The following is a 12950-nucleotide window of genomic DNA, read 5'->3' on the forward strand; positions in this document are numbered from 1 at the left end:
GACTAAAAATCTAGTCCCTGTGATTTTTTCATCTGCTCTACATACTCGTCTTCAACGAGAGTATCTTCATGTTTAATGTTCTTTGCTGGAAAGAGTTTCCTCCACAGTTGTGCAACCTCAACCCCTGCGGCTTCACGAAGTTTCGGGAAAAACAGATACGACAACGATAAAGACATAAGAAGCGCAAAAATAATAGAGAGCAGCACCGCAATTTTAAGTACCCAAACACAAATCAGGCTGATACTAAAAACGAGTGCAAGACGGAGAAAAGTGTATTTGAGCAGATTCATAGATACTAGTCTAACGGAGAACGCTAACGGTTCGATAAGCACCAAATTTTGCACTGCTCACACTCATACAGGTGTCAAGATTCATGAGAATACCCTTACAAAAGGCACTATTCTGAGTTCATCCTGTTCTTCCAGAAATTTACGTCCCATAAAGTAGATATTATTCAGTTATCCATGGAACACTAATATCTATGGTTCGCGCAATAATGATTATCGGCTCTATCGCCCTGCTCATCGGCATCATCATCTATTCCTTCATAGATTGCATCCGTACAGACAACGAACGAGTCAAAGTATTCCCTAAACCCGTATGGTTTTTAGCTATCCTTATCTTCCCTCTTGCTGGAGCCTTATTATGGTTGTTCTTTGGAAAACATGCCAGCTCACAGTTTTCCTCTAAAGCTCCCGATAATGATGAGGAATTCCTCAAATATCTTGAAGCGCGTGCCAAACGTCAGATGAGAGAAAAAGACGACAAGACTACTCCCCCAGAAGATACGAATGGTGAAGACACTCACGAGGATTCTGCTGAGCAGTAGCCTCATCAAGACCTTCAGTTAAAGCTGTTGGGCTACCCACTTACATCAGTGGTAGCCCAACAGCTTTAAACACGGATAAAAACCCTATAGGTAGTACCAGTTATAGGCCGGAATAGCTGTGCAAACCGGAGAAGAAAATATTGACTACCGTAAAGTTAAAGATGATGCATAGATAGCCCACGATAGAGAGCCATGCAGAAGGTGCACCAGACCAGCCGCGTGTTGCTCGAGCGTGCAAATAGGCGGCATAGACAACCCAGATCACGAAGGTCCATACTTCTTTAACGTCCCAGCCCCAATAACGGCTCCACGCTTTCTGCGCCCAAATAGCGCCAGCTGCCAGAGTAAACGTCCACATCACAAAACCAACAGTGTTAAGACGAAACGCAAAATTCTCTAGCGTCTGAGACGAAGGAACCATCGTCATAAACGGCATCGAAGGCTTCTTCCCAGCAATAATTTCTTTTTCGCGACGAGACTGCAGAAGCTGAAGGATAGCCATCGCAAAGGTAATAGTAAAAATACCCGAAGCAAGAACAGCAATAGAAACGTGAATAACAAGCCAATACGACTGCAAAGCAGGTTTGAGATGTCCAACAGGAGTAGGGAACGCAATCGTTGCCGCGCACATCATAATAAGGGCAAGACCCGACACTAACATTCCCACAAAACGTACGTCACGGAAAATCAGAAGAATCAAAAAGACGGTAGAAACAACTAACGCACCAGTTGTGCAGAACTCATACATGTTTCCCCACGGAACACGATCAGCAGCAATACCACGAGTCACTACACCAACAGCATGAACTAATGCACCGATAATCATGATGGCAACTGCGATACGAGCGGCACGGCGGGGGCTCGTATCAGTACCCCAACGCATTGAACTATCGGCAACTTTACCTTCAAGTTTGCGTTCTGCAGCGCGCTTATAGCCAAGTCCGCGAGCGCCCGTGCCTTTCTCACTGCTGTCAATATAGGAGGCACGTTTGTGCGCTGTTGTGGCAGCTTCGAGAGGTTTATCTGCGGTGTTGTCCTGTTGTTCTAGTTGTCGGACAGTACGCGAGTGAGAGGCAATATCTGCGGTGAATAGGATAAACGCTATCATGTAGATAATTGCTGAGATGTACATGAACAGCTCGCTCCATTGAGCGAGGGATGCGTTAATCATCTGCTAGTTCTTCCTTCAGGTATGGGGGGGGGTGAAGTGTTTTATGCTTCGGTGTCTTCTGCTTCACTAAATTCTAGTTCCCAACAGTGAGCGAAAGCTTCTGTGAGCTTATCAGCTTCCGGTAGGAGTCGTGGGTCTTCTCCTCGTGCTAGTAGAGCATATTCTACGGTGAGGTTCTGGCCGTCTCGATAAGCACGTACCCAGACACGACGTCTAGGGACGAATAACGAGATAATCAGTCCGGTGAAGGCTAGAACAAATGACCAGAAAACAATACCTTTTCCAGGGTCATAGTGAATGTCTACACCAATATAACGCTTATACCCCTCAAAACTGATTTTTCCTCGTCCATCTGGCAGATTTTCTTCGGTGTGCGTAGCTGTGAGGATGATACCGTTTTGTTGGGCCATCGAGTTCATTTCGGTCAGTTTTGAGGTATCGAGAATATACACGTTCTGTGGGGTACCGTTATCTAGCCCTAAGTCGCCATAGTAGGACTGTAGGACGAGTGTAGGGTTGTAGGGCCCAGCATCAAGAGAGACAGGGACTCCAGCGCTATTGTAGCCTCCTGTGGGGAGGAACATTCCGACGAATCCGAGCTGGTCGGGGTGTGCGTCAGGAACTTTAAGCACGATAGATGAGTTGTATTTAGGGTCAGTGGTGAGTCCGACGACGGGGCCTTCAAAAGCGATGGTTCCGTCGGGGTTTGTCACTTTGATAACGGGTGCATAACCGTTACCGGCAAGGTTAATATCGGTACCGTCGACGGAGAGTGGTTCGTTCACTTCGAGTGTTTCATTCCGGTGTTCTCCAGAGCGGTCGGTAACGCTGAAGGTTGCTTTGTACCCAATATCAGAGCCGTAGCTAGCAGATTCATGTTGTCTATCGTATTGAACTTCAAATTTTTTAAGTGTTATCGAGTAGGGTGTAAGCCAGTCTGGGTTGTAGTTTGTTCCAGGTGTGAAAGAGTCATAGCTGATGAGGGAGTTGACGAAGGTGTCTCCTTCAACCAAGATTTTTTGTCCTCGGTATCCCAGTAAAGATCCGATAGCAATACCGATGAGAATACCAATCATCGATAGGTGGAAGAGAATATTTCCGACTTCGCGTAAGTACCCGCGTTCTGCTGCGACAGAGTAGCGACCGTGTTCTTCAGGGTGGGTTTCTACTCTGTATCCGCGTCGTGAGAGGATGCGGGAAGCATCGTTGATTGCTTCTTCTGCGGTAAATTCTTCGAGGGGTACGGGTATTTCTAAGGTGCGGTGTACGGGTAGTCGTGAGAGGTTCTTGGGTGTGCGTACTGGGGGTTTACACCACATCTGGTAGTGTTTTTTGGCTCGTGGTAGGACGCATCCGATGAGGGAGATGAAGAGCAAAAGGTATATTGCGGAAAACCATGCGGAGCTGAAGACGTCAAAGAGCTGGATTTTATCTGCAATAGGTCCCCACGTGGGGTGGTTTTCGATGTAGTCGTTAACTTTAACGGGGTCTTGTATTCGTTGTGGGAAGAGTGATCCTGGAACTGCAGCTACTGCTAAAAGAAGAAGCAGAAATAGTGCGGTATTCATTTTTGTGAGTTGTGTCCACGCCCATTTTGTCATTCCCCAAACTCCAAGAGCTGGTGCTTGAGATGTTGTTTGTTCTCCCATAGTGTGCCCTTAGCTTTAGATTGGTAGTTCGTAGGTAGGTAGTGTGGCTTGTATCCAAGCGATGATGGAGTTCCATAAGCCACTTATCATGAGTGTCCCGATCAGAATCAGTAGTATGGATCCGCATTGTTGTATGCCTCGATGGTGTTGCTTAAGCCACCGTAAGCGTTGTGTTCCGCGGAGAATACCTAATGCGACGATCAAGAAGGGGATGCCTAGCCCTAAGCAATAGGCGAAGGTGAGAGTTATTGCTTTTGCGGTATTAGCCCCATCGAGGTAGACCAGTGTTTGTACTGCGGCGAAGGTTGGGCCGATACATGGTGCCCACCCTAGACCAAAGGTTATTCCCAATAGTGGTGCGCCCCAAAGCCCTGTGGGTGCTTGGGCGTGGATGAGTTTGCGCTCTCTTTGTAGCCAAGGAATTTTGCCCCAGAAGACCAGCCCGAGCAGGATGACAAACATACCAAGGAGTATTTCAACCCAGCGTTGCCCTCGGATCCAGGGGGCTGCACCTAGTTGTGCAAAAACCACGCTCAAGAGAATGAAAATTGTTGAGAAGCCAAGGATGAACAGGGCGACGGCGCCTAGTGCGTATCGGGTACTGGTGTTTTTGGTGTGTCCAGATAATCCTGTTACGTACCCGATGTACCCTGGCACGAGGGGTAGCACGCAAGGGGAGGCGAAGGATACCAGACCTGCTAATACGGCTAGGGGTATGGCTAACCATAGCGACCCGTCAATAATGATTTCTCCGAAAGTGTTCACTATTTTTGGGCGTCCTCGAGGAGTGTTCTCACGATGGATTCGTCAATTTGTCCTAACACTCTTGAGGTGACATGTCCTTGTGCGTCAATGATGAGCGTGGTGGGAACAGCTTGTGCGGGGACAACTTGTGATAGTTCGTAGAGGACGTGACCGGTTGAGTCTTCAAAACTTGGGTATTCAATGGAGAAGCGACGTTCGAAGGCCTCTGCTGTTGCTTTTTCGTCTCGGACGTTGACACCATAGAAATGTACTTTGTCCGCAAATTTTTTGTGAAGTTTAGCTAAGGTGGGGGCTTCTGCTCGGCAAGGAGCGCATCCGGCATACCAGAAGTTCAGTAGTAAGGGTTTTCCGCGTAATGATTCTGCAGTGATTTCGGTGCCGTCGTAGAGTGTTCCGGTAAAGTGTACGGGTTCTGTTCGTTTTTCTGGAGGAAACTCTGTGACCGACCCATCTCCTGCAATGTATCCTTTGGAGTCCCCCGCATCTGCTTGGGCAGAAAGAGAATCAGACGATGAGCATGCACTTAAGCTTAGGAGGCTGGCGGCGGCTCCTAAGCTCAGCAGATGACGGCGTGACAGTCGCTGTTCATATGGTCTTTGGTAGGGGTCTAGCATGGTGTTCTTTCGGGTGTGCTCAAGGTCTTAGGCTTCGGGGAAAAACGAGGTAAGGTTTTTTCTGTCACGTTCCAGGTAGCTGTATAACACCGTTGTAGAGTGCTGCGGCGGGTTCGCTATAGCTAATCTGTGGGCGTTCTTTGCCGTCTAAATCACTAAATGTGCAGGTTGTGAGTGAGGCAAGGTTGCATTCTCGAGTTCTGGGGTCGTGAGGGAGCATTTTCCCTTCGATGCTACGTCGTACTAGCCAGATGGGAAGTTGGTGAGAGACGATGACAGCTTCGGCGTTCTCTCCCCCGATATCGTAGGCGTGCTGAGCAGTTTGGCGTACGGCTTGTGCCATACGTTTGACTTGTTCTCGGTAAGGTTCTCCCCAAGAGGGACGTAATGGGTTATAGAGTTTAGACCAGTGTTTTGGGTGAGTGATCAATTCTTGGGCGTTGACGTGGAGCCCCTCAAAATAGTTTTCTGCTTCGATTACGCGAGGGTCGTGGTGTGCTTCTAGCCCGAGGAGTTCGGTAATCGGTTCAGCTGATTCTTGGGTACGTGTTAGTGGTGAGCAGGCAAGGTAGACGATATTCGCGCCGTTGTGTGCTTGGCGTGCGAGTTCTTCGGCAGTTAGACGAACCATGTGGCGTCCACGTTGACTCAAATGGTAATTGGGTAGACGCCCGTAGACGATACGTTGAGGGTTTTCGACTTCCCCGTGACGCATAAGGTGGACTTTAACCTGAAGTGAGCTCATTGTTCTAGTCTCTCAAATAGTTTGTCTCATTCCCAATTCTGCAACCTGTGAATTGTCAGAACAAGTGGTGAGTTATTTCTTAACGTTGGTGATTTTGGGTAATTTTTTGGTGCAGTATTTTCTCTAGGCGTCGTGGATTAATCTGCCAGAAGTCTTTAACTTCTCCGTCGACGAGAACTACCGGTATTTCGATGGCGTGGCGGGCTTTGAGTTCTGGAGAGTTTTCGATGTTGAGTTCGGTGAAAGTGAGCCCGAGGCGTGCGGTGACGTCATGAACGACGTGACGAGCTTTATCGCAGAGGTGACAGCCTGGTTTGGTGAGTAAAGTGATGTCAATCGGTGTTTTAGCGGGTAGTTGTTCGCTCATCTGGGGTCTTTTCTGGGCATGGGTTTGTCATAAGAGGTGTGTTAAAAACAGTGCCTCGCCCCTACTGTTAGCAGTTGAGGACGAGGCACATAAAGCTCATAAGAACTTACTTCTTATTGCGACGCTGGTGGCGGGTCTTACGAAGCAACTTACGGTGCTTCTTCTTGGACATGCGCTTACGACGCTTTTTGATAACTGAACCCATAGGATTCACCTCACTTACATTCGATACCCGGCATCTCTACCCATCGTAGATATGAGATGTTAGCTATCCGGGCGCGGTTTATACCGGTATAAACGCTTCTTAAAGACCAATTCAGGCATAAAAATGCCTGAACGGAAGAAAACGCTCTCTGTATAGAGTACAAGCATTCTCGAGATTTTCCGCATTCTGAACCAGATTCATGAACATTTTCTCGGATAAAAAGCTAAAATCTGGGTCTGCACCTTCAAGAATGAGATGCAGACCTCAGATTTTAGGGAAGCTGAGATGTTATCGTTTCTTCTTCTTTTTCTTTTGAATTTTTTTGTTAATGGTGTACACCTTGGTGCTCAGCTCTGGTTCTTCAGTATGCGTTGTTGAGCTCTGCGGTTCGTGAGGCTCTTCAGAGCTGGAGTCCGCGGAAGAAGAATAATGTTCTTCTTCTAGGGCACGCTGTTCTTTTCGTGATAGACGCGGTGTCTCATCAATAATTTGAGGCTCTTTAGCGTCGTCAAGTGCTAGCTCATATCCTTCGGGTGCTAGCATCTGAGGGTCAGCATCAGCAGATAATGATTCTGCTTTTTCTTCGATTTCATCAATAGCTGCGACGTGTTTGCGCCCCTTTCTCAAAGTGAGCTTTGTGAAAATACTCTTTTTTTCGGAAGAGACGACATCCGTTGCACATTGTTCAGATGTTTGTTCTTGAGTTTGAGTTTTCTGTAGTTGAGACTGGGTACCTGCAGTCTGCGTGTCAGCAGATGGTGTTGCGCTATTGTCTTTAGCTTGTTCTGTTATTTTTTGTTCAACAGCGAGTTGAACCTGTTGAGTGCGCACACCGAAACCTAGCCAACGACCGATGGCATTTCCTTTTTTCTCTGGTTCAGAAGAAGACAGATACTGCGAAGTTGACTCTTGAGGTTCTTCAACTCTCGGGTGTGATCCGGGTACAACTTTTCGTGCCACCGGTTTTGCCCTTAAAGTGTCTGACGAGGGCTGCGTCCAAGACGTATCGCCATTTTTACGTATTTTTATGGGCGTTTCACCGTGTGGGGTGCGATAAATAGGTTTGATAACCGTCGCATGGACAGGAACGCTTACTGTTCCTCGTACTTTACGTGTACGTCCTGCTGTTGGAGCACGCAAAACATTGTGAACAGGTGGTTGAGGATCGTTCTGGACAACAGATTTTTTCTCCTCCGATACAGCGGCAGAAGAATGCTCAGAGCTGTGTTCAGCGGTTGAGGTGTTATCTGCTTCAGATGTTTTGCTATGGGAGGGAGTTTCTTCTTGCGCAGAAATCTCTGAGCTGTTTTCTTCACCGGTACTTATTGAGGTGTGCTCTTCAGTTGAGGTTCCCAGTTCTTGTTCTTCGGCAGAAACCTCATCTTTGCGTTGTTCCTTAGCGTACTCTTGTGCAAGAGTCCACCTTTGAACTTTCGGCCGTTCAGAGGAAGGTTCACTCTCAAGATTCTCTGAAGCAGTATCCCCCTGTGGACTCGTTGTTTCTGCAGTAGTTGCCGGTGTAGTTCCAACATTTTCAAGAGCTTCGATGAGCGAAGGCGCGATAGCTTCTTCCCAGTGATCGGGAATCAGGTCGTCATCATCAATTTCGATAGGTTCCATTGCTACCACTGTTCCTGGCAGTTCATGAGCAACAGCGGTTTCTTCATTGAGGTCAAGACTTGCCTCAGTGTATTGGCGTTCGATATTGGCGATGAGTAGTTGTTTCGCTAGCGTTGTGTCACGGTATCGGATAGCTTCAAGTAGCGCACGGTATTCTGCGCGTAGTCGAGTTGCTGTCGCGCTCCAAAGAGGGACACGTCCCATAATCGAGAGTAGATAGTCCGTAAGCGAAGTTCTCAGAGCCGTCATAAGCCCTGTTATGAGCTGGTTACCAGAGAGTTTCGTGAGAGCGATATGAAAATCTACTTCTAGTTGATGGAAGGTGTGAGGCGTGGTCCCCTCGTATTGCATCTTTTCGAGGATGCGTTCTAGCTCGTCCATCGCTGGGTTTGTAGGGTCTGCGTTCTCAACGGCGAATGTTTCAAGCAGAATACGTGCTTGGATGAGGTCACGAACCGGATAGCGAGAGCTTGCCATATGTAGACGTAGAGCGGGGGTGACGGAGGCTGCAGGCTCGCTGACGAGGTGAGCAATGATAGTTTTTCGCTTTCCCTCATAGAGTCTCAAAACCCCCATTGTTTCAAGGTATTTGAGTGCTTCACGGGTACTTGAGTGACTTGCACGAATGATATCGGCAAGTTTTCTATCATCGGGCAAGCTTTGCCCGAGGTGCAGTCTTCCTTCAAAAAGCTCTGCTTCAAGCCAGTTAAGAATTTTCTGGTACACAGACATGGATAGCTTCTACGTATTCTTTCAATAGTGATTCTAGTGAGGACGGCGACGACCCCAACGGGTCAAGGTTGCGAATAATCCGCGCGAGTCCTGTGCGGAGTTATTCTGCGTTTCTGAAGAAATCTCAGCGGCAGTGGGGAGCGCTGGAAGAACCTGCACCTGAGAATCTTCTGTTTCAGATTCTGTGAGGTGTTCTGATTCTTGTTGTTTCCAAGCTGGAGGATGTTCTTCGGTGGTTTCTTCTAAGGTGTTAGAAGATGCATACTCCGTGGAGGTGGGTTGTTCTTCGTTCTTCTCTGGTTCGTCAAGATCCTCAGGTGGAGGGTCTAGTGGACGCGGAACAAAGGGCATTAACGGAGTAAAACTAATAGCGCTATGAGATTCTGATGTGCGTACCCGCTGTCGGGGGTCTCCAAGTTCACCGAATTCAAAAATATCAGGTGTGCACTCTTCATCAGGTGTTTGCTGTTCGTGTGATACGTCAGAGGACGCTAAGTCTTGTTCTGTTTTCTCAACGGGAGTCTTTTCAGCAGCTGAGGCTACTGGTTCGGGGTCAGATTGTTGATCTGTATGCTCACTATTATTTGTAGCTGTTTGCGCTGGTTCAACAGTGTTTGAGACCTCATCGGTTTGCTCTTTGTCTGTTGTTTTATTCCAAGGGGTCAGAATGTTCAGTGTTTGGGTGTGGCATTGGTTGAGGCTTCTAATCCATTCCAAAACATTTTCAAGTGGCTCCGGTGTGAGCGAGTAAAAACGTTTCTGCCCCACAGCTTGGGTATCAACGAGTCCAGCATTTCTTAGGACTTTGAGGTGTTTAGAGACCGTAGGCTGACTTACGCCTAACTCATCTACCAGATCCCCAACTGGGCGTTTGCCTGCGGCAAGAACTCGTAGGATCTGACGACGGGTAGGGTCTGCGATTACAGCAAAAACGTCATCAATCATACATACATCATGACATATATACCTGTGGGCGAATGTATCGACACTAAGAGAGTGAGAATTCTCAGCAGGATTCAGCATATTTTGAGCTTAAAACCATGTATTCCACCCTATAAATATAGGCTTTGACCAGTGTTATTAGCAGATTTCCACTCGTGTTTTTACCCCTCAAGGTTCTCAAACTCAGAAAGAAAAGCATCTATTGTTTTGCAGGTTCTTAGCCTATATCACAAGGATAATCCGGCTGAGTGAAAACATTACGACTAAGCTACATATAGTCCCTTCATCCGAAGAAAGAGAGCAGCGTTGCGAGAATCAACATCTGCACACCCTAAAGAGACCGAGGGTACACACACTTTATCGGCAATGCTCATTCGTTTACGTGACCTTGTCGACGCCCTCATTGGTACCTCTCCTTCGCGCGTAGCGATTCTTGCCTTCGCATTGGTTATTGTATTTTTTAGCGCAATGCTCGCGTTGCCTATCTCTTCTCAAGACGGTCATAGTGTAGCCATTCACCACGCAATTTTTACCGCAACGTCTGCGGTGACCGTGACGGGACTCACCACAGTATCAACCGCTGATCAATGGTCATTTTTTGGTCAGTTAATGATTCTTCTGGCGTTCCAAATTGGTGGTCTAGGAACATTAACAATGACCTCTCTGCTAGCTATGGCAGTCGGTAAAAAACTGGGCTTACGTTCTAAACTCATTGCCCAAGAAGCAATGAATATCGGAAAGCTCGGAGAACTCGGCTCCGTATTACGCACCGTAGCCGTGACCTCAATTTTTATTGAGGCAACTATCGCGCTCATTCTTTTACCGCGTTTTATCTTGTTGGGAGAATCAGTTAAGAACAGTATCTGGCATAGCATTTTTTATTCTGTCTCAGCGTTCAACAATGCCGGTTTTACCGCACACTCTCAAGGTCTTGTCCCATATTCTCACGATTTATGGATTCTTATTCCCATTTGTGTGGGAGTTTTTATTGGCTCTCTAGGCTTCCCCGTTATTTTGATTATGCAACAGAATCCTCTCGCCTTTAGCCGATGGAACCTCACCACCAAGTTGACCATCATCGGAACCGTCGCATTATTTTTTATTGGCGCTTTATTGTGGGGTTTCTTCGAATGGTCTAATGATAAGACCATCGGTGAGATGTCTCTGGGCGGAAAAATTATTAACGCCATATTTGCTTCAGTCATGACACGTTCTGGAGGGTTTAACCTCGTAGAGATGAGCGATACGAACCCTATTACATTGCTCATTAGTGATGCATTGATGTTTATCGGTGGGGGCCCCGCTTCTACCGCTGGTGGCATCAAAATTACAACAATTACCGTGGTAATTCTGGCAGTTCTTGCAGAAGCGCGCGGCGACCAATTTGTGATTGCATTCAACCGCACCATTCCGGATTCAGTACTTCGTATCGCGATTTCTGTGATTATGATGAGCTTCATCATTGTTTTCTTAGGCACCTCTATTATCGTGTTTCTCACGGAGGAGCCTCTCGATATGGTAATTTTTGAAGTAATTTCTGCTTATGCAACCTGCGGGTTATCGGTGGGGCTATCAGCGAGACTCCCTCCGGCTGGCATCTATGTTCTGTCTGTACTGATGTTCATTGGGCGCATAGGTATTATTACTGTGGCAACCGGCTTAGCTTTGCGCTCTCGCCGTCGACTCTATAAGTACCCAGAAGAAAGACCGATCATTGGCTAAACGCACCATTCATAATGCACCCGTATTAGTAATTGGGCTAGGGCGTTTTGGTGCCTCTACCGCTGCCCAGCTAAGACGTCAGAATAAAGAAGTTTTGGCGGTCGAAAAAGATGCTGTCAAAGTTCAAAAATGGGCGGGTCTGCTCACTCACGTCGTTGAAGCTGACGCCACAGATATTGATGCCCTCCGACAGCTTGGCGCTGGCGACTTTACGTCAGCTGTTGTTGGGGTGGGCACTTCTGTTGAAGCATCGGTGTTGATTACCGCTAATCTTGTTGATTTAGGAATTGAACGTATTTGGGCTAAGGCCATTACCCCAGCGCACGGCAAGATTCTTTCTCGTATCGGGGCGCATAACGTGGTGTTCCCTGAGGCTGATGCTGGTCGACGGGCTGCACATCTTGTCTCGGGTCGTCTTTTGGATTACATCGAATTTGATGATGACTTCGCGATTGTGAAAATGTATCCACCGAAGGAGACTCAAGGGTTTACCTTGGCAGAATCTGATGTACGCGGAAAATACGGTGTCACGATTGTGGGTGTGAAGTCCCCTGGAGAAGATTTCACGTATGCAACGCCGGAGACAAAAGTTACCTCTAGAGACCTTTTAATTGTGTCGGGGCAGGTAGATCTTATTGAGCGTTTTGCGGCTCGTCCGTAACCGAAAAATAGGCATTTATGGGCTTTTACTAGGAGTTTTATTTAAATAATCTACAGCTAGAAGACATTTTATTTGGTAATCGTCACATTTTTGCGGGTTGAGGTTGGCATATTTAAGGAAACATGCTTATGATAGTGTCACCTCTAAAGGTGCGAGTGATTACTGGACGGATTGCGAACCCGTTCAAAACAGCTTGCGCATTTAGCAACAAGGTGGTCCCCCCTAAACCACCAGCTAAGTGAGCGTGCTGATAATACTAATATCTCTAAGATATTGGTGTTCTGGAAAACGCCGGCTGATTCCCTACAGCCGGCGTTTTTCTGTTAAGTTTTTCAACTCACCACATTTTCTGATATCCAGTGCAACGACACCAACGCCATCATCAGAATAAAGTAAAGCAACCTGTTCAAGATATCTTTCGTCATGAACGATTACAGAAAAAGCACAAAAGAAAGAGGTATTGCAAATATCTAGTACGCTGTAACTAGGTGCTTTACCCCTCCCTCCCGTTAGCGAAGTCGTAACTGGAATAATTCTCGCTATCGGCGGTACGTGGCACTGATAGATATTACGTTCAGACAATCCACGATTTAGAGGTCATCATGAGGAACCTATACAACGCTATCTGCCGTTTCGATACACAACGCGTCAGAATATTGAGCCTATCCATCATTCTTTCCTTCAACGGACTATTCCTTTTGATATCATCCGTTAAAACAGGCCTACCCATCATTGCAGTCATCTCCGGACTCATGATGGGCACAGGTCTAGGCCTGTGCTATCTAGTTGCCCAATGGGACAAGAAAACAACAACCAATATAGTTTTGAGTGTATTCATAGCCAGCTCATCGACCGCAGTCATCTCGCTATTATTCCTTGCAACGCAAGGGAATCTATAAAGGCTGGTTCAAAAAGCCCTCTCGACACC

The 12950-nt window shown here is 47.2% G+C and carries 14 protein-coding genes; 4 read left to right on the plus strand and 10 right to left on the minus strand.

All coding sequences use genetic code 11. The features are described from left to right. Positions 1 to 2 precede the first annotated feature (2 nt). Positions 3 to 290, minus strand: a complete 288-nt coding sequence (locus ACN084_RS01465; RefSeq protein ID WP_419105665.1) for a DUF4229 domain-containing protein — start codon at positions 288 to 290, stop codon at positions 3 to 5. A 191-nt stretch (positions 291 to 481) separates the two neighbouring features. On the opposite strand from ACN084_RS01465, the gene ACN084_RS01470 reads away from it, so the two are divergent. After that, the gene (locus ACN084_RS01470; RefSeq protein ID WP_419100952.1) at positions 482 to 829 is read left to right on the plus strand and encodes a PLD nuclease N-terminal domain-containing protein; all 348 of its coding nucleotides are present in this window, start codon (positions 482 to 484) and stop codon (positions 827 to 829) included. A 100-nt stretch (positions 830 to 929) separates the two neighbouring features. Here ACN084_RS01470 and ccsB read toward each other — a convergent pair whose 3' ends face one another. From ccsB to ACN084_RS01515, 9 genes are all read right to left on the minus strand, one after another. Continuing rightward, the gene (gene ccsB / locus ACN084_RS01475) at positions 930 to 2000 is read right to left on the minus strand and encodes a c-type cytochrome biogenesis protein CcsB (RefSeq protein ID WP_419100953.1); all 1071 of its coding nucleotides are present in this window, start codon (positions 1998 to 2000) and stop codon (positions 930 to 932) included. Between the two features lie 41 nt (positions 2001 to 2041). Next, entirely contained in the window at positions 2042 to 3649 is a 1608-nt protein-coding gene (gene resB, locus ACN084_RS01480) for a cytochrome c biogenesis protein ResB (RefSeq protein WP_419105666.1), read from the minus strand. Positions 3650 to 3664: 15 nt separating this feature from the next. Next, a complete protein-coding gene (locus ACN084_RS01485) occupies positions 3665 to 4417 on the minus strand; it encodes a cytochrome c biogenesis CcdA family protein (protein ID WP_419105871.1) in 753 nt (250 codons plus the stop codon). Then, a complete protein-coding gene (locus tag ACN084_RS01490) occupies positions 4414 to 5028 on the minus strand; it encodes a TlpA family protein disulfide reductase (RefSeq protein ID WP_419100955.1) in 615 nt (204 codons plus the stop codon). The genes ACN084_RS01485 and ACN084_RS01490 overlap by 4 nt, the downstream gene beginning before the upstream one ends. A 64-nt stretch (positions 5029 to 5092) precedes the next feature. Then, entirely contained in the window at positions 5093 to 5773 is a 681-nt protein-coding gene (locus tag ACN084_RS01495) for a histidine phosphatase family protein (RefSeq protein WP_419105667.1), read from the minus strand. Positions 5774 to 5852: 79 nt separating this feature from the next. Continuing rightward, positions 5853 to 6140, minus strand: coding sequence for a glutaredoxin family protein (locus ACN084_RS01500; RefSeq protein ID WP_419105668.1), 288 nt, complete (start codon positions 6138 to 6140; stop codon positions 5853 to 5855). Positions 6141 to 6246: 106 nt separating this feature from the next. Beyond that, the gene (locus ACN084_RS01505; protein ID WP_005504750.1) at positions 6247 to 6345 is read right to left on the minus strand and encodes a 30S ribosomal protein bS22; all 99 of its coding nucleotides are present in this window, start codon (positions 6343 to 6345) and stop codon (positions 6247 to 6249) included. 288 nt (positions 6346 to 6633) lie between these two features. Then, positions 6634 to 8697, minus strand: coding sequence for a FadR/GntR family transcriptional regulator (locus tag ACN084_RS01510; RefSeq protein ID WP_419105669.1), 2064 nt, complete (start codon positions 8695 to 8697; stop codon positions 6634 to 6636). Between the two features lie 33 nt (positions 8698 to 8730). Beyond that, positions 8731 to 9642, minus strand: coding sequence for a metalloregulator ArsR/SmtB family transcription factor (locus ACN084_RS01515; RefSeq protein WP_419105670.1), 912 nt, complete (start codon positions 9640 to 9642; stop codon positions 8731 to 8733). 363 nt (positions 9643 to 10005) lie between these two features. Here ACN084_RS01515 and ACN084_RS01520 point away from each other — a divergent pair, with 363 nt between their 5' ends. The 3 genes from ACN084_RS01520 (at position 10006) to ACN084_RS01530 (ending at position 12921) form a co-directional block, all read left to right on the plus strand. Further along, entirely contained in the window at positions 10006 to 11361 is a 1356-nt protein-coding gene (locus ACN084_RS01520; RefSeq protein ID WP_419105872.1) for a TrkH family potassium uptake protein, read from the plus strand. Then, entirely contained in the window at positions 11354 to 12022 is a 669-nt protein-coding gene (locus ACN084_RS01525; protein ID WP_419105671.1) for a potassium channel family protein, read from the plus strand. The genes ACN084_RS01520 and ACN084_RS01525 overlap by 8 nt, the downstream gene beginning before the upstream one ends. Before the next feature lie 602 nt (positions 12023 to 12624). Beyond that, positions 12625 to 12921: a hypothetical protein gene (locus tag ACN084_RS01530; protein ID WP_419105672.1), complete on the plus strand. Its 297-nt coding sequence runs from the start codon at positions 12625 to 12627 to the stop codon at positions 12919 to 12921. The last annotated feature ends 29 nt before the right edge of the window (positions 12922 to 12950 follow it).

Source organism: Rothia sp. P7208 (assembly GCF_048512915.1).
Classification (GTDB): Bacteria; Actinomycetota; Actinomycetes; order Actinomycetales; family Micrococcaceae; genus Rothia.

Bases quoted from the DNA above. Each gene is read 5' to 3' on its own strand.
- ACN084_RS01465 (WP_419105665.1), bottom strand. From the start codon at position 290: ATGAATCTGCTCAAATACACTTTTCTCCGTCTTGCACTCGTTTTTAGT.
- ACN084_RS01470 (WP_419100952.1), top strand. From the start codon at position 482: ATGGTTCGCGCAATAATGATTATCGGCTCTATCGCCCTGCTCATCGGC.
- ccsB (WP_419100953.1), bottom strand. From the start codon at position 2,000: ATGATTAACGCATCCCTCGCTCAATGGAGCGAGCTGTTCATGTACATC.
- resB (WP_419105666.1), bottom strand. From the start codon at position 3,649: ATGGGAGAACAAACAACATCTCAAGCACCAGCTCTTGGAGTTTGGGGA.
- ACN084_RS01490 (WP_419100955.1), bottom strand. From the start codon at position 5,028: ATGCTAGACCCCTACCAAAGACCATATGAACAGCGACTGTCACGCCGT.
- ACN084_RS01495 (WP_419105667.1), bottom strand. From the start codon at position 5,773: ATGAGCTCACTTCAGGTTAAAGTCCACCTTATGCGTCACGGGGAAGTC.
- ACN084_RS01500 (WP_419105668.1), bottom strand. From the start codon at position 6,140: ATGAGCGAACAACTACCCGCTAAAACACCGATTGACATCACTTTACTC.
- ACN084_RS01505 (WP_005504750.1), bottom strand. From the start codon at position 6,345: ATGGGTTCAGTTATCAAAAAGCGTCGTAAGCGCATGTCCAAGAAGAAG.
- ACN084_RS01510 (WP_419105669.1), bottom strand. From the start codon at position 8,697: ATGTCTGTGTACCAGAAAATTCTTAACTGGCTTGAAGCAGAGCTTTTT.
- ACN084_RS01515 (WP_419105670.1), bottom strand. From the start codon at position 9,642: ATGATTGATGACGTTTTTGCTGTAATCGCAGACCCTACCCGTCGTCAG.
- ACN084_RS01520 (WP_419105872.1), top strand. From the start codon at position 10,006: ATGCTCATTCGTTTACGTGACCTTGTCGACGCCCTCATTGGTACCTCT.
- ACN084_RS01530 (WP_419105672.1), top strand. From the start codon at position 12,625: ATGAGGAACCTATACAACGCTATCTGCCGTTTCGATACACAACGCGTC.